The sequence below is a fragment of the Comamonas kerstersii genome (genome assembly GCF_002056725.1).
In the GTDB taxonomy this organism is placed as follows: Bacteria; Pseudomonadota; Gammaproteobacteria; order Burkholderiales; family Burkholderiaceae_C; genus Comamonas; species Comamonas kerstersii.
Window position 1 is genome coordinate 1,287,070 of the sequence record NZ_CP020121.1, and the last position, 20,562, is coordinate 1,307,631.

General features: G+C 61.5%; 14 protein-coding genes and 1 pseudogene. 8 read left to right on the top strand and 7 right to left on the bottom strand.

Annotation, left to right across the window (positions count from 1 at the left end; translation table 11 throughout):
- Positions 1-104: 104 nt before the first annotated feature.
- Both tkt and gap read left to right on the top strand, forming a co-directional pair.
- Complete coding sequence (tkt, locus tag B5M06_RS06045; RefSeq protein ID WP_054065808.1) at positions 105-2,147, top strand: transketolase; 2,043 nt, start codon at positions 105-107, stop codon at positions 2,145-2,147.
- A 97-nt stretch (positions 2,148-2,244) separates the two neighbouring features.
- Positions 2,245-3,246, top strand: a complete 1,002-nt coding sequence (gap, locus tag B5M06_RS06050; protein WP_054065807.1) for a type I glyceraldehyde-3-phosphate dehydrogenase — start codon at positions 2,245-2,247, stop codon at positions 3,244-3,246.
- 108 nt (positions 3,247-3,354) lie between these two features.
- On the opposite strand, the gene B5M06_RS06055 is transcribed toward gap, so the two are convergent.
- Complete coding sequence (locus B5M06_RS06055) at positions 3,355-3,618, bottom strand: hypothetical protein (protein ID WP_130932739.1); 264 nt, start codon at positions 3,616-3,618, stop codon at positions 3,355-3,357.
- A 427-nt stretch (positions 3,619-4,045) separates the two neighbouring features.
- Between B5M06_RS06055 and B5M06_RS06060 the strand changes: the two genes are divergently transcribed.
- Positions 4,046-5,452, top strand: coding sequence for an aspartate ammonia-lyase (locus B5M06_RS06060; RefSeq protein ID WP_054065805.1), 1,407 nt, complete (start codon positions 4,046-4,048; stop codon positions 5,450-5,452).
- Between the two features lie 100 nt (positions 5,453-5,552).
- Here the strand turns inward: B5M06_RS06060 and B5M06_RS06065 are convergent, their stop codons facing one another.
- Positions 5,553-5,924: an HPF/RaiA family ribosome-associated protein gene (locus B5M06_RS06065; protein ID WP_054065804.1), complete on the bottom strand. Its 372-nt coding sequence runs from the start codon at positions 5,922-5,924 to the stop codon at positions 5,553-5,555.
- Between the two features lie 539 nt (positions 5,925-6,463).
- On the opposite strand from B5M06_RS06065, the gene B5M06_RS06070 reads away from it, so the two are divergent.
- Positions 6,464-7,336, top strand: coding sequence for a gamma-glutamyl-gamma-aminobutyrate hydrolase family protein (locus tag B5M06_RS06070; RefSeq protein ID WP_054065374.1), 873 nt, complete (start codon positions 6,464-6,466; stop codon positions 7,334-7,336).
- 108 nt (positions 7,337-7,444) lie between these two features.
- On the opposite strand, the gene uvrA is transcribed toward B5M06_RS06070, so the two are convergent.
- Positions 7,445-10,378 carry an excinuclease ABC subunit UvrA gene (gene uvrA, locus B5M06_RS06075; RefSeq protein WP_080025336.1) on the bottom strand — a complete coding sequence of 978 codons (2,934 nt, stop codon included), beginning with the start codon at positions 10,376-10,378 and terminating at the stop codon, positions 7,445-7,447.
- A 316-nt stretch (positions 10,379-10,694) separates the two neighbouring features.
- On the opposite strand from uvrA, the gene B5M06_RS06080 reads away from it, so the two are divergent.
- Positions 10,695-11,879 carry an MFS transporter gene (locus tag B5M06_RS06080; protein WP_054065433.1) on the top strand — a complete coding sequence of 395 codons (1,185 nt, stop codon included), beginning with the start codon at positions 10,695-10,697 and terminating at the stop codon, positions 11,877-11,879.
- Between the two features lie 265 nt (positions 11,880-12,144).
- Complete coding sequence (gene ssb, locus B5M06_RS06085; RefSeq protein WP_054065376.1) at positions 12,145-12,702, top strand: single-stranded DNA-binding protein; 558 nt, start codon at positions 12,145-12,147, stop codon at positions 12,700-12,702.
- An 88-nt stretch (positions 12,703-12,790) separates the two neighbouring features.
- Here the strand turns inward: ssb and B5M06_RS06090 are convergent, their stop codons facing one another.
- The 4 genes from B5M06_RS06090 to B5M06_RS06105 all read right to left on the bottom strand — a co-directional run bounded on the left by B5M06_RS06090 (position 12,791) and on the right by B5M06_RS06105 (position 19,609).
- The gene (locus B5M06_RS06090; RefSeq protein WP_054065377.1) at positions 12,791-13,987 is read right to left on the bottom strand and encodes a Wadjet anti-phage system protein JetD domain-containing protein; all 1,197 of its coding nucleotides are present in this window, start codon (positions 13,985-13,987) and stop codon (positions 12,791-12,793) included.
- Positions 13,984-17,295, bottom strand: coding sequence for an ATP-binding protein (locus B5M06_RS06095; RefSeq protein WP_054065378.1), 3,312 nt, complete (start codon positions 17,293-17,295; stop codon positions 13,984-13,986). Before B5M06_RS06095 ends, B5M06_RS06090 begins: the two co-directional genes overlap by 4 nt.
- Complete coding sequence (locus B5M06_RS06100; RefSeq protein WP_080025186.1) at positions 17,279-17,998, bottom strand: DUF4194 domain-containing protein; 720 nt, start codon at positions 17,996-17,998, stop codon at positions 17,279-17,281. Before B5M06_RS06100 ends, B5M06_RS06095 begins: the two co-directional genes overlap by 17 nt.
- 108 nt (positions 17,999-18,106) lie before the next feature.
- A complete protein-coding gene (locus tag B5M06_RS06105) occupies positions 18,107-19,609 on the bottom strand; it encodes a DUF3375 domain-containing protein (RefSeq protein WP_054065379.1) in 1,503 nt (500 codons plus the stop codon).
- A gap of 176 nt (positions 19,610-19,785) precedes the next feature.
- Here B5M06_RS06105 and B5M06_RS06110 point away from each other — a divergent pair, with 176 nt between their 5' ends.
- Complete coding sequence (locus B5M06_RS06110; protein ID WP_240184038.1) at positions 19,786-20,031, top strand: AlbA family DNA-binding domain-containing protein; 246 nt, start codon at positions 19,786-19,788, stop codon at positions 20,029-20,031.
- Positions 19,982-20,251: pseudogene (locus tag B5M06_RS17390) on the top strand (hypothetical protein); the annotation flags it as partial. The gene B5M06_RS06110 and the pseudogene B5M06_RS17390, both read left to right, overlap by 50 nt.
- Positions 20,252-20,562 lie beyond the last annotated feature (311 nt).

Genomic DNA, 20,562 nt, shown 5'->3' on the forward strand with positions numbered 1-20,562 from the left:
TTAGGCCATGCGGGGGCTATGTAATCACATGGAAACCTGCGCCATGCCACACCGGTAAAATCCCTTGCATCATTTGACACATTCCATTCGGAACCATCCCCCCCATGGCAAACACCCCAATGATGGCCAACGCAATCCGTGCCTTGGCCATGGACGCAGTGCAACAAGCAAACTCCGGCCACCCTGGCGCCCCCATGGGCATGGCCGACATGGCAGTGGCTCTGTGGAACCGCCACCTGCAGCACAACCCTGCCAACCCCCACTGGGCCAACCGCGACCGTTTCATTCTGTCCAACGGCCACGGCTCCATGCTGATCTATGCGCTGCTGCATCTGACCGGCTACGACCTGCCCATGGATGAGATCAAGAACTTCCGTCAGCTGCACAGCAAGACCGCTGGCCACCCCGAAGTGGGTGTGACACCCGGCGTGGAAACCACAACGGGCCCTCTGGGTCAGGGCATCACCAATGCCGTGGGCTTTGCACTGGCTGAAAAGCTGCTGGCGGCTGAATTCAACCAGCCCAAGCACGCCATCGTGGACCACTACACCTATGTGTTCATGGGTGACGGCTGCCTGATGGAAGGCATCTCGCACGAAGCCGCTTCGCTGGCAGGTGCCTGGAAGCTCAACAAGCTGATCGCCCTGTGGGACGACAACGAGATCTCCATCGACGGCAAGGTCACACCCTGGTTTGCTGACAACACGCCCGCACGCTTTGAGGCCTATGGCTGGAACGTGATCCGTGGTGTAGATGGTCACAATGTGGACGCGGTGGATGCGGCAATTGCCCAGGCCAAGAAGAGCAAGGACAAGCCCACACTGATCTGCTGCAAGACACACATTGGCAAGGGTTCTCCCAACCGCGCCAACACTTCCAAGGCCCACGGCGAGCCTCTGGGTGCGGAAGAAATCGCACTGACCCGCGCGGCACTGGGCTGGGAACACGCTCCCTTTGAAATCCCTGCGGAAGTCTATGCAGGCTGGGATGCCAAGGCTGCTGGCAAGAAGGCAGAAGCTGCCTGGAACAAGAAGTTCGCTGCCTACGAAAAGGCTTTCCCCGAGCTGGCCGCTGAATTCAAGCGCCGCATGGCCGGTGACCTGCCTGCCAACTTCCTGGAAGTGGCTGCCAAGATCGCATCTGACGCACACGACACCGCCGCCACCGTGGCCAGCCGCAAGGCCAGCCAGCTGGCGCTGGAAGGCCTGACCGCTGCCCTGCCCGAACTGCTGGGCGGCTCGGCGGACCTGACAGGCTCCAACCTGACCAATACCAAGTCCACCCCCGCTTTCCGCGTGGATGACAAGGGCAATGTGGTCAAGACCGAAGACGGCAAGATCGGCCGCCACATCAACTACGGTGTGCGCGAATTCGGCATGGCCGCCATCATGAACGGCGTGGCGCTGCATGGCGGCTACATCCCCTACGGCGGCACCTTCATGACCTTCTCGGACTACAGCCGCAATGCCATCCGCATGGCTGCGCTGATGAAGCAGCGCGTGATCCATGTGTTCACGCACGACTCCATCGGCCTGGGTGAAGACGGTCCTACCCACCAGTCCATCGAGCATGCCGCTTCCCTGCGTCTGATCCCTGGTCTGGACGTCTGGCGTCCCGCTGACACCACGGAAACTGCCGTGGCATGGACGGTGGCCCTGAGCCACAAGAACAAGCCTACCGCCCTGCTGCTGAGCCGCCAGAACCTGGCCTACTCGCCCAAGTCTGAAGAGGCACTGGACCACATCGCCAACGGTGCCTACGTGCTGTCTGAGCCTGCCGATGTGGGCATCAAGGGCAAGCCACAGGCCGTGATCATTGCCACCGGCTCTGAAGTGCAGCTGGCACTGGCCGCGCAGAAGATGCTGGCCGAGCAGAAGATTGGCGTGCGCGTGGTCTCCATGCCCAGCACCACCACCTTCGACAAGCAGGACGTGGCATACAAGACCAGCGTGCTGCCCGCCGGCATCCCCCGCATCGCGGTGGAAATGGGCGTGACCGACTTCTGGTGGAAGTACGGCTGCGCTGCCGTGGTCGGTATCGACACCTACGGTGAATCGGCTCCCGCTGCTGTGCTGTTCAAGCACTTTGGCTTCACGGCAGAGAACGTGACAGCCACCGTGATCGAAGCCATCCAGCGCAACCAATAACGATGCTTGCAACACCCGCCCTGGCCTTGGCCCCGGTGGGTGTTTTCCGTACAGTCACAGCGTTTTTCTGTTTTCACTATCCATAGACGAGGCAACTATGACTATCAAGGTTGGTATCAACGGCTTTGGCCGTATTGGCCGCAACGTGCTGCGCTCCGCCGTGCAGAACTTTTCGGACATCGAAATCGTGGGCATCAACGACCTGCTTGAGCCTGACTATCTGGCCTACATGCTGAAGTACGACAGCGTGCACGGCCGTTTTGACGGTGAAGTTTCGGTCGAGGGCAACACCCTGATCGTGAACGGCAAGAAGATCCGTCTGACCCAGGAGCGCGACCCTGCCAACCTGAAGTGGAACGAAGTGGGCGCGGAAGTGGTGATCGAATCCACCGGCCTGTTCCTGACCGACGAAACCGCCCGCAAGCACATCGCTGCTGGCGCCAAGAAGGTCATCATGTCTGCGCCCTCCAAGGACGCTACCCCCATGTTTGTGTTCGGCGTGAACCACCAGACCTATGCGGGTCAGGACGTGGTCTCCAACGCTTCGTGCACCACCAACTGCCTGGCTCCCGTGGCCAAGGTGCTGAACGACAAGTGGGGCATCAAGCGCGGTCTGATGACGACTGTGCACGCTGCTACGGCGACACAGAAGACCGTGGACGGCCCATCGAACAAAGACTGGCGCGGCGGCCGCGGCATTCTGGAAAACATCATTCCTTCCAGCACTGGCGCTGCCAAGGCTGTGGGCGTGGTGATTCCTGAGCTGAACAAGAAGCTGACCGGCATGTCCTTCCGCGTGCCTACGTCTGACGTGTCCGTGGTCGACCTGACTGTGGAGCTGAACACCGAAGCTTCTTATGAAGACATCTGCGCTGAAATGAAGGCACAGTCCCAAGGCGCTCTGAAGGGCGTGCTGGGTTACACCGAAGACAAGGTGGTGGCTACCGACTTCCGTGGCGAAACCTGCACTTCCGTGTTTGACGCCGAAGCAGGTATCGCACTGGACAAGACCTTTGTGAAGGTCGTGGCCTGGTACGACAACGAGTGGGGCTACTCCAACAAGTGCCTGGAAATGGTGCGCGTGGTCGCTGGCAAGTAATTCCAAATTACTAGCCAAATATGCCGCTAGCGCTTATTCTGTAAGCGCTGGCAGCTATCAAAAAAATCCAAGTCCTCAGGACTTGGCTTTTTGTGTTTCTGGGGGGCTTCAGCCCAGCACTTCAATGCGGCCTTCGTCCACGTAGAACAGAAATTCCTCACGCGCCAGTGTGACAGTGACCGGCTGGCCATCGCTGTGCCAGGACACGACCATGCTGGCCAGGGCCGTGTCTACATGCACTTTCTGACCCTGCGGGATGTCATGCAGCATGCCATCGCCTACGCGGTGCTGCACTTTGCCGCTGATGCGGGCATGAAATTGCAGGGGCAAGGCAGCGGTGGTGGCGGTGGCAGCAGTCAGGCAGCTTGTCATGTGCTTGTCTCCAAAACGTATGGCCAAACGATAAGTGGCGCCACGGATGGCACCGGCAGGAAAACTGCACTGCACCAAAATGAATCGATGCCGCACAGCGTATTCGCACTAAATCGGTGCGAATATAGAGAAAAAACAACCAGGTTATGAGTTTTATTTATACGTATGCTCATAAAGTAGGCAGAAACCATGGTTTTCTGCCCAATAAAAGTGCAGATGACATAGGTATGCACAAAATGAGTGCGACCCATGCAGGAAAGATTTCATAATCCATGCATAAGGTCCTGCACCACTGCGCATAGTTTGGCATGGTCGCTCGTGGATGTGGGATGTCATTACATATGCATGGAGCAGTTTGACGCCGCCTGCGGGCGGCGTTTGCACGTGCATGGAGCCCGATTTTTTATTGCATTGGAGAGTGGTCGTCATGCGTCAAGAAAGCGACTTTCTGGGTCCCAAGGACATTCCCGACAACGCCTACTGGGGCGTGCATTCGGCACGTGCTGTGGAAAATTTCCCCATCACGGGCCAGACCGTGGCGCAAATGCCTGCGCTGATTCGCGGCTTTGCCTATGTGAAGAAGGCGGCTGCTGCCGCCAACCTGGCCATGGGCGCCATCAATGAGCAGCAGGCCCAGGCCATTGCCAAGGCCTGCGATCTGCTGATCGCTGGCAAGCACCATGACCAGTTTGTGGTGGACGTGATTCAGGGCGGCGCTGGCACCTCGACCAATATGAACGCCAACGAGGTCATTGCCAACCTGGCGCTGGAAACGCTGGGCCTGGAAAAGGGCCGCTACGACGTGATTCACCCCAATGACCACGTCAATGCCTCGCAGTCGACCAACGACTCCTACCCCACTTCGGTGAAGCTGGCGACCTACTTTGAAGTGCAGAACCTGCTGGCCGCACTGGCTTCGCTGCGCGGTGCCTTCCAGGCCAAGGCTGAAGAGTTCAAGGATATCCTGAAGATTGGCCGTACCCAGCTGCAGGACGCCGTGCCTATGACACTGGGCCAGGAGTTCAACTCCTTTGTGTCCATGATTGCCGCTGACGAGCAGCGCCTGCGTGAGTCGGCTGCCTTGCTGTGCGAAATCAACATGGGCGGCACCGCCATCGGTACCGGCATCAACGCTCCTGTGGGCTATGCCGACGTGGTGACCACCAAGCTGGCTGAGTTCTCTGGCGTGCCTGTGTTCAAGTCCAAGGACATGATTGCTGGCACGGCCGACACTGGCGTGTTTGCAGACATCTCCGGCATCCTCAAGCGCATCGCCGTGAAGCTGTCCAAGATCAGCAACGATCTGCGTCTGCTGTCTTCCGGCCCTCAGGCTGGCGTGGGCGACATCAAGCTGCCCGCCCGCCAGGCAGGTTCTTCCATCATGCCCGGCAAGGTCAACCCCGTGATCCCCGAGGTGATGAACCAGGTGTGCTTTGAAGTGATCGGCAACGACGCTGCCATCACCATGGCTGTGGAAGCCGGTCAGCTGCAGCTGAACGCGTTTGAGCCCCTGATGGGCTGGGCGCTGCACCAGAGCCTGACCCACCTGGCAGCCGCCTGCAAGACCCTGCAGGTGAACTGTGTGGAAGGCATTGTGGCCAACACCGAATTGCTGGATGCCCGCATCCATGAGTCCGTGACCCTGGTGACCGCACTGAACCCCCTGATCGGCTACGAAAAGGCGGCCAAGATTGCCAAGACGGCGATTGCGACCGGCAAGCCTATCGCTGTGGTGGCTGAAGAGCTGGGCATCATGAGCCAGGCTCAGATGAAGGCTCTGCTGGTGGCTGACAAGCTAACCACGCCCGGTGCACTGACTGCTGAAGCCGTCTAAGCGATAACGCTTCGTAGCGCCTAAAACAAAAGCCATGACCGCAAGGTCATGGCTTTTTTGTTGTGAACTGGTCGGCAAGACCAGAGGAGCAGTGCGAGGCTTAGCCTTCTGTGCCGGTGGCCGCGTCATCGACCCCGCGCACGCTTTCGCGAATGTTCTTGTCACGCACCTTGTCGAGGTCAGACTCTACGGCGCGGCGCAACTTTTCGATGGCGGCATGGAAGGCGTCGTGCAGCTTTTCGGCTTCTGCATTGACGGCTACAGGCGGGCGACCGTTGGCACGGGTTTCCAGCACGCATTTCTTGCCGGGGGCGCCATTGACCTTCATGGCATCCACGCCCGTGAAAAAGACCTCTACCCGCACCACGTATTCCTTGAGGCGGGCCAGCTTGCTGTTGACCTCTTCGCGAGTCCATTGTTCCAGCGATTCGCCGCCCTGGATGGTTGCGTCGGTATGGACTTGTACTTGCATGCATATCTCCTTATCGCCAAAGCCGCACCAGAAGGTGCAGCGGTTGCGCTGGATGACCAGCGAAATCGTTCACGCGATGGCTGCAAGCGCAGTCTCGGTGTGTGGTTTTCTACAGTGTGGGACTTCTTTGGGCCATTTCAAGTTCGAGCTTGAAAGTTACTTGATATTGGTCAAACCTCCAATCAGCCAAAACGCTTCCTGCGTGTGGGCTGCAGACAGACATGCAGCGCAAGTACCAGCACATGGAGGGCTTTGTTGGCAGATGCTCACCGCTAAAACCGTATGGCTGCAGTTCCTACATGACAGGGCGGCAGGCTGAGGTTACAACTAGGGCGTGTTCACATCAACATTGGGTTCGCTGCCCCTGATTATGGAGATCACAAATGGGGTTGAAGGCTTGGGGCGGTCTGCGTTGTTGCGGCGGCTTGCAAGGCGCTCGGCATTGCTGCGCCACCGCGCCTAGCATCCCATCCCCAAGCCTTCAACGCGAATCTCAAGCTTTATGTGAACACGCCCTAGCACCTCCACCTCGCCTGCCCATGTCCCTGCCCGCCGCTCGCCGCCTCAAGATCGGTCTGTCCGCCTGTTTTTCGCATGCAGACCCCAGCCGCCCGCTGTTTACAGGCAAGACCCTGCAATACGTGGAGCAGTCCATCGCGCACTGGATCATGTCCAGTGGCGCCATGGTGGTCATGATTCCCTGCCCCATGGGCGAAACTGCCAAGGGCGACGTCACGCTGGCCCACTATGCAGACTGGCTGGACGGTGTGGTCATGCACGGTGGTGCAGACGTGTGGCCCGGCAGCTATGGCGAGGAGCCGCTGCGCCCGGAATGGCTGGGCGACCGCGTGCGCGATCTGTACGACCTGGCCGTGGTCGAGGCCTTCAGCCAGGCGGGAAAGCCCATCTTTGGCGTGTGCCGCGGGCTGCAACTCATCAACGTGGCCTTTGGCGGCACGCTCTACCAGGATATCCTGACCCAGGTGCCCGGTGCGCAGGTGCACCGCAATGCCGATGCCTATGACCGCCACCAGCATGACATCCACATCGTGCCCGGCTCGCGCTTGGCGCAGCTCTACCCCAACACCTACGTGGCGCGGGTGAACAGCATTCACCACCAGGGCATCAAGCAGGTAGCACCGGGCTTTGTGGTAGAGGCCTGGAGCATTCCCGACCATATTCCCGAAGCCATCTGCCGCCATGAACCAGGCAAGAGCTATATCGCGGCCACGCAGTGGCACCCGGAATTCCACAACCCGGACAGCCCCATCATCGACAGCAGTGTGCTGCTGGGCGACTTTCTCACGGCCTGCACCCATGCCAAGTACCGCCCTGCAGACAGCCACAGCCCCTTCCAGATTCGCGACCGCGCGGCACGCATGCTGCGCCGGGCTTTGTTGCGTAGAAGATAAAAACAGAAGCGGTCAGTGCAGAAAAACAAAGGGTTTCAGATAGAAAACTATCTGAAACCCTTTTTATTCAAGCGCAAAAAGCTACTAAAACAGAAGTGGCAGGGCGTTTTACCGTGGCTGCAGATACGCCTGCAGATAGCGTCCCGTATGGCTTTCAGGGTGGGCCGCCACCTGCTCGGGTGTGCCCACGGCAACCACCTGGCCGCCGCCTGCACCGCCTTCGGGGCCCATGTCGATGACCCAGTCGGCAGTCTTGATCACGTCCAGGTTGTGCTCAATCACCACGATGGTGTTGCCCGCATCGCGCAGCTGGTGCAGCACTTTGAGCAGCAGCTGCACATCGGCAAAGTGCAGGCCGGTGGTGGGCTCATCGAGGATGTAGAGCGTGCGGCCCGTGTCGCGCTTGGACAGCTCCTGTGCGAGCTTGACGCGCTGCGCCTCGCCGCCTGAGAGCGTGGTCGCGCTCTGGCCCAGGCGGATATAGCCCAGGCCCACGTTCATCAGCGTCTGCAGCTTGCGGTGGATGCTGGGCACGTCCTTGAAGAAGGCGTGGGCGTCTTCCACCGTCATCTCCAGCACATCGGCAATATTCCTGCCCTTCCACTGCACCTGCAGCGTCTCGCGGTTGTAGCGCTTGCCGTGGCAGATGTCGCAGGGCACATACACGTCCGGCAGAAAGTGCATTTCCACCTTGATCAGGCCATCGCCCTGACAGGCCTCGCAGCGCCCGCCGGAGACGTTGAAGCTGAAGCGCCCGGGGCCGTAGCCGCGCTCCCGCGCCGTATTGGTTTCGGCAAACAGATCGCGAATCGGTGTAAACAGCCCGGTGTAGGTGGCCGGGTTACTGCGCGGTGTGCGGCCAATGGGCGACTGGTCCACATTGATGACCTTGTCGAAATACTCCAGCCCTTCCAGTGCCTGGTGGGGTGCAGGCTCCGTGCCTGCACGGTGCAGCTGGCGCGCGACCTCGGCATACAGGGTGTCATTGACCAGGGTGGATTTGCCCGAGCCTGACACCCCCGTCACGCAGGTGAACAGTCCCACGGGAAAGTCCACGGTCACATCACGCAGGTTGTGGCCGCTGGCCCCCACTACGCGCAGGGCCTGCAGGGCGTGGTGCTGGCTGGCGGCCTCGCTGCCGCGAATGCTGGGAAAGCCGCTGGCAGGCTGTGCGGCGGCATCGTCCTGCTTGACTGGTATCCACGGCGTGCGCTGGCGCGGCACGGCAATGGCCTTGGTGCCGCTCAGATACTGGCCGGTGGGTGAGTTCGGGTTGGCCTTGACCTGCTCGAACGTGCCCTGGGCCATGACCTGGCCGCCATGCACGCCAGCGCCCGGCCCCATATCGATGATGTGGTCGGCCGCACGCATCATGTCTTCGTCGTGCTCGACCACGATGACGCTGTTGCCAATGTCCCGCAGGTGCTCCAGCGTGGCAATCAGGCGGTCGTTGTCGCGCTGGTGCAGGCCAATGCTGGGCTCGTCCAGCACATACATCACGCCCGTCAGGCCGCTGCCAATCTGGCTGGCCAGGCGAATGCGCTGGGCCTCGCCGCCTGAGAGCGTGTCAGCACTGCGGTCCAGGCTCAGATAGCTCAGGCCCACGTCCAGCAAGAAGCGCAGGCGTGCAGCAATCTCGCGCACCACTTTCTCGGCAATGTCGGCCTTGCTGCCCTGCAGCTGCAGGCTGCGGAACCACTGGTGGGCTTCGGTCAGCGTGGCGCGGTTGACCTCATAGATGGCGCGGGCCTGGTCGCCATCACCCACACGCACAAAGCGCGCTTCGCGGCGCAGGCGCGTGCCCTGGCAGTCGGGGCAGGTGCGTATGCTGCGCAGGCGTGACAGGTCGTCGCGCACGATCTGCGAATCGGTCTCGCGCAGGCGGCGCATCATGTTGGGGATGACGCCTTCAAACACATGCTCGACCACGGTGGTCTTGCCATCGCTGTCGTAGGCAAACGGAATTTTTTCCTCGCCGGAGCCCCAAAGCACTACTTTCTGCACATCGGCGGGCCAGGCTTCAAAAGCAGCGTTCACATCCTGCCCGTAATGGTGGGCAATGCTTTGCAGCAGGCTGAAGTAGGTGGGGTTGCGGCTGTCCCAGCCGTGGATGGCGCCATTGGCCACGCTCACAGACGGGAAGGGCACGACCTTGTCCGGGTCAAAGTCTTCGCTCAGGCCCAGACCATCACAGGTGGGGCAGGCCCCCATGGGCGAGTTGAAGGAGAACAGGCGTGGCTCCAGCTCTTCCAGCGAGTAGGTGCACAGTGGGCAGGCAAAGCGGCTGCTGAAGATGTGCTCCTGGCCAGAATCCATGTCCACTGCCAGCACGCGGCCGCTGGAGGCATCACCACCAATGCGCAGTGCGGCCTCAATGCTCTCGGCCAGGCGCTGCTGCAGATCGGCACGCACCTTGATGCGGTCAATCACCACGTCCACATCGTGCTTGCTGTTTTTGTCCAGCGGCTGCAGATCGGCCGCCTCCACCACCTTGCCATCAATGCGAAAGCGGATATAGCCCTGGGCCTGCATCTGCACAAACAGCTCGGCAAAGTCGCCCTTGCGGCTGCGTGCCATGGGGGCCAGCAGCATGAGTTTGGTGCCCTCGGGCAAGGCAAGCATGGCATCGACCATCTGGCTGATGGTCTGGGCCTGCAGGGGCAGACCGTGCTCGGGGCAGTAGGGCGTGCCTGCGCGCGCAAACAGCAGGCGCAGGTAGTCGTTGATTTCTGTGACCGTACCCACCGTGGAGCGCGGGTTGTGGCTGGCGGCCTTTTGCTCAATCGCAATGGCGGGCGACAGGCCTTCGATCAAATCCACATCGGGTTTGTCGAGCTGCCCCAGAAACTGCCGCGCATAGGCCGAGAGGCTTTCCACATAGCGGCGCTGACCCTCGGCGTACAGGGTGTCAAACGCCAGGCTGGACTTGCCCGAGCCGGACAGCCCCGTCACCACCACCAGCTGGTTGCGCGGGATGTCCAGATCAATGTTCTTGAGGTTGTGCGTACGCGCACCGCGGATGCTGATGTGGGTGTGGCCCATGGCATGGCCCAGATAGCGGCCGGCGTCCTCAGGCAATTTTGGTGTCAAAGCGTCAGTCACAGCGGTGCAGTCGTGGCAAAGGTAAACCAGCCATCATAGAGATTTGCACCTGTGCGCGTGTAGCAGGCTTGGTACGAATCGCAGACAATAAGGATTTGCGCAGCGCGTATTTTTCGCACTGCCTGAGTCTTGCTAGCCAAGGCCTGCGCCGCTGAGCACAGCGGTTTTTTATGCCGCCCAACCCTGGTTTTGTCGCGTGTCCCAGTCTCAGTTTGCTTCTTCCTCCCCTGATGCCCCAGCCGCCGTTGCGGGCAAGATGACCGCGCAGGAGCGCCGCTCCAGCGCCAGCCTGGCCCTGATTTTTGCGCTGCGCATGCTGGGCCTGTTTCTGGTGCTGCCCGTGTTTGCGCTGGAAGCCGCCAAATACCCCGGTGGTGACAACCCCGCCATGGTGGGCTTTGCCATGGGCCTGTATGGGCTGACGCAGGCCGTGTTCCAGCTGCCGCTGGGCCTGGCCTCTGACCGCTGGGGGCGCAAACGCATCATCGTGGCCGGGCTGGCCGTGTTTGCACTGGGCAGTCTGGTGGCTGCACTGGCGGACTCGCTCACCGGACTGATGCTGGGCCGCGCCCTGCAGGGTGCAGGTGCCGTGTCGGCGGCTGTGACGGCGCTGATGGCCGATATGACCCGCGACAGCGTACGCACCAAGGCCATGGCCATGGTGGGCGGCTCCATCGGCCTGATGTTTGCGCTGGCCCTGGTGCTCAGCCCCGTGCTGGCGGCCTGGGGTGGTTTGTCTGGCATTTTTGGCCTGACCTTTGCGCTGGCACTGGCTGGCATTGCCGTGGTGCTGTGGGTCGTGCCTGCGGAGCCTGAACACCACGCAGAGGCCCCGCGTGGCAGCGCTCGCGAGCTGCTGGGCCATGGCGATCTGCTGCGCCTGAACGCCGGTGTCTTCATCCTCCACACCGTGCAGATGTCCATGTGGGTGGCCGTGCCCGCCATGCTGGTGGCGGCTGGTCTGGCCAAGGATGTGCACTGGAAGCTCTATCTGCCTGCCGTGGTGCTGTCCTTCGTCGCCATGGGGGCCTTGTTTGCCATGGAGCGCCGTGGCCGCCTGCGTGCCGCGCTGCTGGGCTCCATCGCCCTGGTGCTGGTCGTGCAGGCAGTGCTGGGCGTGATGGCCGAGGCAGCCGCAGCCCCCTCGCTGGCTGTCATGGGGGTGCTGATGTTTGTGTTCTTTGTTGGCTTTAACGCGCTGGAGGCCACGCAGCCCAGTCTGGTCTCGCGCATGGCGCCCGCCCATCTGCGCGGTGCAGCACTGGGGGCCTACAACACGCTGCAGTCGCTGGGCCTGTTTGCCGGTGGTTTTCTGGGCGGTGTGCTGGCCAAGCTGGGCGGTGCGCCTGTGCTGTTTGCCGCTACCACGGCGCTGATGCTGCTGTGGCTCATCATCACCTGGCCGCTCCAACCCATAGGGCGCTATGACGCTAAAAAATAAATAGCTTGCGGCGCAATATTGACAAGGGGTTCAGGCTTGAATGGCTCTGAACCCCTTGTTTTACGAGCGCAAGAAGCTATGTTTTTTGAATATCCGTAGCCGTTGGGCAACTTCTTTTCCCCAAGGGAAGCTACGGGCGTGCAGGCACTCACAACATGCGCTAAGCTGCGCTCCTGCAGTCATTCCGGGGGGTGCTGCAATCACTATCTGGCACGGGAACTCCCCCATCAACGCCCGTGCTACCACTGAACCAAAGGTATTCACCATGGCATCTGTCAACAAAGTCATTCTCGTCGGCAACCTGGGGCGCGACCCCGAAATGCGCACCTTCCCCAGCGGAGATCAGGTTGCCAACGTCACCATCGCCACGACCGACCGCTGGCGCGACAAGAACACCGGCGAAAACAAGGAAGCCACCGAGTGGCACCGCGTGGTGTTCAACGGCCGTCTGGCTGAAATCGTGGGCCAGTACCTGCGCAAGGGCAGCCAGGTCTACGTAGAAGGCAGCCTGCGTACCCGCAAGTGGACGGACCAGCAAGGCATCGAGCGCTACAGCACCGAAATCCGCGCCGACAGCATGCAGATGCTCGGCGGCCGCCAGGGTGGCGGCATGGGCGGCCAGAACCAGGGCTATGGCGATGACGCAGGCTATGGCGACAACGGCGGTTATGCAGCACCTGCATCCCGCCGCCCCGCAGCGCCTGCTCCCCGCCCTGCAGCACCCCAGCAGCAGGCCCCTGCCGCCGCACCAGCGCCCATGGCACCTCCTCCCCAGCGTGCAGCATCTGGCTTTGACGACATGGATGACGACATCCCGTTCTAAGGCCTGATTCCGTACGGATTCATACATAAAAAGCCTCTCAGGTGTTGCGCCTGAGAGGCTTTGTTTTTGGGGCGCTGGCGGCAAGTGGCTAGACCGCTGCTGGCGTTCCTGCCAACCACTGCGTCAGATGCTGCTGTACCCATTGCGTGCGTAAAAACTCCTGCTCCAGCCTGCCACAGCCTTGCTGGCCCAGCCATTGGGCCAACTCCTGCTCGTGCGGCAGCAGGTCATGCCAGTGCGCATCCAGCGTGGTGGGGACAGGCTCTGGCACGGCGTGCTGGGCGTGGGCCTCAAAGCTGGGGCGGTCCATCATCAAGGCCTGCAGATGGGGCAGGTGGCGGCGTGCCGTGGCCAGCATCTGCAGGCCCCAGCTGTCCATATCGCCCCAGTAGGCCACGTGGCGTTCCTGCAGCCAGGGGGCGTTGAGCCATTCCAGATCCAGACCCGCACCGAGTACGGCCACGGTGTCTGGCAGGGTGATGTTGAGGTGGTGAGCGCATTGTTCGTTTTCCACCAGCAGCACCCGCTGGCCGGGCAGTGGGGTGTGCCGCAGCTCCTGCGTGCTCAGCCGCAGGCGTCCAAAGGGCAGCAGGCCCGGGGCCAGGGGCAGTACCAGCAGCCAGTGGTCGGCCTCTTCGCTCGCACCCAGAAATGCCGCCAGGCCTTCGCGGCTGGCGGCACCGTCAAAGCGCTCATCCAGCAAGGCTTTGAGCAGGGCGGCGTGGCGCTCAAAAAACTTGCTGTCATTGCCTTGCAGGGCCAGCGCGCGCAGGGGCTTGCCCTGGGCGCATTGCGGCTGCAGTTCCATGGCGATGCGGGCGGCGGTGACGACGGCCTCTACCGGCGTATCGCGCCACAGGGCCAGGCGGCGTACCAGCAGGCGGTGAAAGCACGGATCCACCTGGCCCAGCACGGTTTGCAGCGCGCTGTACTCCCGCGCAATGGCTGTGCCGCTGCTGCCACCCAGCTGGCGCACGGCCTGCAGGTATTGCGAAGGCTTGGCCAGCTCCCAGTGGGTGGGAATGCGCAGGGCCGCGCTGGCGCCGCGAAAGCGGTGTTCTGTCCAGAGAACCGTGCCAATGCCGCGGTCCGCCACGCTGTGCCATTGCTGCAAGTGCTGGCGCAAGGCACTGCCGTTTTGCAGAAACACCTGGCTGTCGGGCAGGCCAATGGCCAGGCGCAGCGGCCATGCCCCGGGCGTGCCGGGCAGTAGCTGCTTTTCGCGCCAGTCCTGGCGCTGCCAGCAGCGGGTGAGCCAGTGGGCCAGTTGCTGTGGCGTTTTCATGCGGTCTGCGGTGCGTGGGCCTGGCGCTGCTGCGCACGTGCCTGCAGCTCCTGCCAGCTCAGGCAGGCCAGGCTGGCCTGTGCGCCACGGCGGTGCACCACCACGGCAGAGCGTGTGTGGTCGCGCAGCAGGCGCATTTCCTTGTTGGGCGTGACAAACAGGGCGTGCAGGCCAAACTCGCGCAGCGCCTGAATAATGCGTGCCGCCACGGCCTGCGAGCTTTTGGAGAATGCCTCGTCGAGCACAATGCTGCCAAACAGTGGGCGGTTGCGGCCCGGCGGGCACAGGGCATAGCTCAGCGAGGCGGTGAGCACATAGCTGGCAATGATTTCTTTCTCGCCACCGCTGCCACCTTGTGAGCCTGTGCGCCGCTCCAGTACCTGACCGCTTTCGCGGTCGAGCACTTGCACAGCAAACTGCAGGCGGTAGCGTGCATCCAGCAAGGCTTGCGATGCCTTGTTGCGCCGGTTGCTGGCGTGCTCGCGCAGCAGTTCCACCATGGCACGCAGAGCCTGGTAGTGGCTGCGGCCGCCGTCGTCGCGCAGGCGTTCAGTGCGCAGCTGCGCCATGGCCTTGTTCAGTGCCTGCAGGCTCTGGTGCACCACGGGTTGCGGGTCCAGCTGCAGGTAGCGGCCAGGCTGAAAGTCCACGCGCAGCAAGGTCTGGTTAAGGGCTTCGATGCGGTCCAGAATGTCACTGACCTGGGTTTCGATGCCCTTGAGCAAGGTGCTCACGCCCTGGTCTGAAGCGGCGTTCAGATACTCCTGAAAGTGGGCGCGTTTCTCGGGCAATGCCTCTTCTTCCAGCACCCGCAGTCGGTCCAGAAAATGCGGCAGCGCGGCCAGCTCCTCGCTGTGATCGACCAGTGCCCCCGTGTCTTCCTTGAGCGCCTTGCCCATCTGGCGAATCAGCTCCTTGTGCGTGTCATGAAGGCGGCGGTTTTCCTGCTCCAGGCGTTCCTGTATCTTGCCCAGGGTGTCGCGCTCTTGTGCATGCAGCTGCTCGTGTTGCAGCTGGGGCAGTCGCCCTTTGGGCAGCAGCTGCACCAGACCTGTATCCAGCGTGGACGCGGGCGTTTCGGCCACCCGCTGGGCGAACTGGTCACGCTGCTGCAGGGCCTGTTCGTGAATGGCGGTTTGCCGCTGCCTGTGTTGCTCCAGCTGGCGCAGCGTCTGGTCGGCGGCCTGGGTCTGCGCTTTGGCAGCTTCCCAGCGCTGCTGGGCCTGGGTGGCGTCGGATTGTGGGTCGAGCAGGGCATCGAGCTGGTCCTGCAGCCGCTGGATCTCGGCCTGTGGGCCGGCCACATCGATGAGTTCGTAGCGCAGCTCCTGTAAGCGCTCCCACAGGATGCGCTGCGCACGCAAGTGGCTCAGTGCCTGCTGGGCCTGGCGTTTGTTGGCATCGAGCTGCTTCCATGCCTGCTCGGCCTGTGCGATCTGTGCGCTGAGCTGGGCCAGCCGGTCGCGGTTGTCAAAGCCCGTCATCCAGTCCTGGTCCAGGCGTTTCTGGTCCTGCTTGTCAAAGTGCTGGGCTTTGCCAGACATCAGGCCCTGCTGCGTCATGGCATGCGGGGTGTGGGCCAGGGTTTGCACATCGTTTACGCAGTGGCGGTCCAGCCCGGCCAGCAGCTGGCGCAGTGCGGCGCTGTGGGCATGGGGCTTGAGGTTGAGTTTGCGGGCAAAGCCATCGTCCCAGAAGTCCACGGGCTCACTCTCTCGCGCTTCCAGCAGGCGCACATGCAGGCGGTTGTGGCGCTGGTTGACCCAGTCCAGCGTACGCTGCATCAGGGCAGGGGCCACCAGCACGCGCAGGCGGTGGTTGCCCAGAGCACGCTCGATGGCGCCGCGCCAGGCGTGGTGGGCAGCGGGCACTTCCACCAGCTCGGCCACAAAGGGCAGATCTTCCGGTGGGCATTGCAGGTGCTGGGCCAGATCGGCGCGGAACTGCTGAAAGTTGGCAGGCACGTTGGAATGCGGCCGCGCACGCACTTCCTGCAATTCCTGCTGCCATTGCTGCAGCTGGGCATGGGCATTGCGCTCGGCCGTGACAGCGGTTTCTGCGGCCTCTTGCAGTGCGGTTTCCTGCGCAGCGAGCTGCTCCAGTGCCGTGCGTGCCTGGGCCTGCTGCGCAGCCAGCACGCTGGCATTCATGGCTTGGCGGCGGGGCACGCTCAGTGCCAGATTGCGGGCCAGCTGGAGGTAGTCGAGCAAGGCTTTTTCGCGCTGCTGCAGGATGCCTTTTTGCGTGGCAATGCTGTTGCGCAGCATTTCAATATTGCTGCCGCCTGCTTGCAGGTAGTGGGCCAAGGCGTCTTGCTCATGCTGCCGTGCCTGCTGCAAGGCGTCGTTGGCGGTGTGGCATTGGCCCTGCAGCACCTGCAGTTCGCGCAGCAGTTCCTGGCAGCGAGCTTCCCACAGCTGCAGGCCTTGCGTGGCGAACCAGGCGGGCAGGGCAACTTTCAGGCGCTGAAGCTGATCGACCAGCTCCGTCTGTTTGCGCGCCTGCTGTTCCAGGTCGCGCAGGGGCAGCAGGGACAGGTACTGGCGGTTAGCCACTTCCAGGTCGGCATGGATGGAGGCAAGCTGGTCAAAGCTGGCCACCACTTGCAGGGCATCGTCAAACGCGGCGTGGTCGTCCAGCACCAGCTCCCGAAAAATCTCGTCAATGCTGTTGAGCTGCTTCAGGCCTGCGGCGCGGTTGAGCAGGGTAAAAGCATTCGGGCCTACTTCAAAGAAGCGCTGCAGCCGGGCCAGATAGGCCTTTTTGCTGGAAAAGCTCTGCAGCCCTTCGGTGTTTTTTTCCAGCTGCGTCAGGGCACGCGCACCGCCACGGTGGTGGGCCTCGAGCCACAGATCCAAGTGGTGGTCAGCGCCTTGCGCAAAAAACCAGCGTTTGCCCATGTCGGAGGCGGAGGAGCTGGTGCCATCCAGCCAGAACAGTGCGCCCAGCAGCACGGATTCCTCTCCGCGCACCAGGCGTGCGCCAATGGCCGTGACGGTGCGGCCACTGCGTGTGAGGTGCTGGCTGCCATCACCGCTGTGGCCGGGGCCGGTGGCGCCGCGCACATAGGACACCAGATCGCGGTCGCTTTCATGGCCGCCGGTGGATGCCAGGTTGTAGCGCGGGCTGGCGCACAGCAGTGTCATCAAGGCATCAATCAGCGTGGTCTTGCCGCTGCCTGTGGGGCCGATGATGGCGGTGTTGTCTGCATCCAGCAGTGCCTGGTGGCGGCCTGCAAACGCGCCCCAGTTGTACAGGTGCAGTTCGCTCAGGTGAAAGCTGGGGGCAGTTTCATTCGTCGTCGGCATGTGCTTCCTCCTGCTGCTTGGGTTGGGTCAGCTTGCGCAGATGCTGGAGCAGTGCCTGCAGGTTCTGCGGATTGGCCAGATGCACGATCATGGGTCGAACCAGCACGCGCTCCTGCGCATCCACTTCTGACACCACGCCATGACTGCGCAGGTGCTCCAGCAGCGTCAGCAGGCGCTTGCGGTCCTGCATCTCGCTGCCGCTGGCGCTCAGGTAGATCTCCAGCTGCGGCAGCAGTTGCTCGACACTGGTGTACACAGGCACGCCAATGCCGCGCTCTTGCTCCTGCTGCAAAAACTCGCGCCGCAAAACCGCCAGCAGCAGGGATTGCTCCAGCGTCAGCCGCTGGCGGCGCACCAGGGGATGCGTCCATTCATCACCCTCGTCCTCATCGGGCTGGTAGCTGGCAGGAATGGCGACATAGGCCAGCCCCCGCGTGTCGTCCAGGCGCAGCTCCAGATCCAGCGGCTCCAGCAGCGTATTGATGCGTGCGGTTTCCGTCAGCATCTGGCGAAACAGCTGGGGCTTGCTTTGCTGCTCCAGCAGGCCATGCTTGAGCAACTCCTGCATGGCGCGGCGCAGGTTGACGGGTGTCGTGTTGCTGGCGGGTGCTGATTCTGGCGCAGAAAGAGCGCTGTCCTGCGCATCGTCTGGCGTGCTGGCCGCCCATTGGTCAAACAGATCGTCAGAGGGAGTGGTGCCCATGGAACTCATCTAAAAATAGCTGCTACCGCTTGTGCTGCAATGTTTTGACGCTGGTTTTTATGCAAAACCAAGATAAATCAAGCGCTAGCAGCTATGATTTTTTATGGATTACTGTGCTTCAAAAGTCTGAACATCGTCAGCGCTCAACTGTACGCGAGGCACGGTAAAACGCCAGGCAGCTTGTCCTTGTGCATCGGTGGTGGTGATATGTTCGCAGCCGTCTGCTGGTGCTATGCCCGCTGCCTGCGCGGCAGTCAGCCATACGGTCAGCGTTTCCAGATCGTGCTCGCCCAGTGGCAGGGCTTGCGCCAGCTCGTGCAGGCTCATGGGGCGCGCGTGCTGCTGCAGCACCTGTAGTGTCTGCGCCAGTAGGGCCTGCTGGTCCAGCCCCTCAAACGCCTGCCAGAACTCATCTTCCATCTGGTCCAGATCGGCATATTGCGTGGTCAGCATCAACTCGGCAGATGTCTGCGCCTGTTCCAGCGATTTGACCCGCAGGCGCTCTATCAGCGGCAGCCCCGCCAGGCTGATGCCAATGGGCGGCAGTGGCGCAGGCTGGCGGCGCACGGCCTGGCGCTGCCAGTCCACCTCCAGGGCCTGCTGCAAGATGTCATTGAGCAGCTGGCCCACGCGCTGGTTTTCGGCGGCCTGGCCGGTCTTCATGAACTGGCTGACCTCACGTTCGCTGCGCGCACGCACTTGCTGCACCACCTTGGCCTCTTTGATGAGCTGGCTTACCAGCAGGCGCAGGCTGCTTTGCTGCAAGTCATCCAGGGCCTGCTGCGCGGCAGGGTGGGCCAGAATGCTGCGGATGCGCTGGCGCATCTCGGACAGTTCGCTCTGGCGGTCCAGCTGCTGCTGGAAGTTCTCAAACACCCGCCCTTCTTGGGTGTTGAGCAAGCTGGCATGGCCTTCGAGCAGCTGATCCATGATTGAGCCCCGGTGATGCTGCGCACTCAAAATGGCCTGGCGCAAGGCACGGTCTGCCTCGCGCCAGGAGTCTTCCACGCGGCGGAAGTCTTCACGCAGGCTGGTGGCCAGTGCATAGACCTCGCGAACGCCTTCCACCGCCTGTTCTTCGCTGAGCACTGGCAATTCACCACGCTGCACCTGCGCCAGCTGTGCCTGCAGCTCTTCTATGTGGCGCTGCAGGTGGGCGGCGCGGTGTTCAGGGTTGGGATCCAGTGCTGCCGCCAGGTGGTCAATTTCACGCTGCACGATCGCCAGGCGCGAAGCGGTGGAGGTCATCCAGCGGTTGTCCAGCTGCTCCAGAAAACGCAGCGCCGTCTTGAGCGCATCGGTCTCAAAAATCTTGCCCTCGCGCTCGGTGATCAAGGCTCGGCGAATCCACTCGCGCAACTCCTTGCGTGCCTGTGCGGCCACATCGGCGGGGTCAATCTCATAGTCAGGCTGGTTGGCATGCGCCGCCAGCATGTCTGCCAGTGCCTGCACGGCATCATCAAAACCCACGCCTTCGCGCTGGTGCTCAAACAGTGCCTCCAGGCAACTGAGCATCAACGGCGCCCTGCGCGAAGCCAGCAGCAGCCAGGCCGGATGCTGCTGCCGGGCCTGAATGTACTTCTGGGTGCGTTGCTGGTTGAGGGAGGGCATGGGGGAGAGAACGTTTGTCGTTGGATGAATTAAATATGCATACTCTTGAGAGATATGCCAGCTGTCTGGGGCGGTACTCGTTGACGGAGTTTAAGCATGCGGTTCAGCGAGAGGGCAGCGATTTTTGAAGACAGGGAGATGGACGAATGGATACAGCAGCATTGCACGCCAAGTTGATGGAGCTACTGCATTTGCCTCGTGAGCAAGCAACAGTGGAATTCAAAGAGAATTTGCAGGACGCGGAAACCATTGGTCAATATCTGTCTGCGCTGGCAAATACCGCTGCTTTGGAGCGTAAGGATCGTGCCTGGATGGTCTGGGGGGTAGCAGACGGTAGCCATCAAATTGTGGGTACGAACTTTGATCCTTACCAAAGCAGATCACGGAATGGACCGCTGCTGGCTCAAAGGACAAATGGGTGATGCCATCCATGCGGTGCTATGCGCTGCAGGCTACAACCTGCGTTGGCTGATGCGGGCAGTGGTGCGCTTGGGCCTCAAAGGCTTTTTTGCACGCTTTTTTATCTCAGCGTTTTTAACTTGGCTGTCAGCAGCGCCAACAGGACAGCGAAAAGCTGTTGATGGCCTGAAATTGAATTTTGCAGGCCCGGCGATTTATGCAACAACGCCTAAAAAAACCTGATCCAGAGCATGAAAAAAGAAGGGCTCATTTATCCAGAAGGCCCTCGTTCTGGGACCGTCTGGCGCTTGGTTAGAAGCGAAGCTATATAGAAAAATGGCGCTTGGATGTATCCAAGCGCCATTTGTAAGCTGTTGATTTTTTTGTTTTCTAAAGCATTCTTGGCGTATTTTTTAGATAAGAGATACGCTTTCTTTAGACTGTAGGTGGTTGAAATAAATGGGATTTTCACCTCTTTGAAATCAATCGCTTAGCTTGACCTTGCAACATCAGCTGGGACAAATGGCAAGGAAAAGGTGGGACAAAATTTCAAC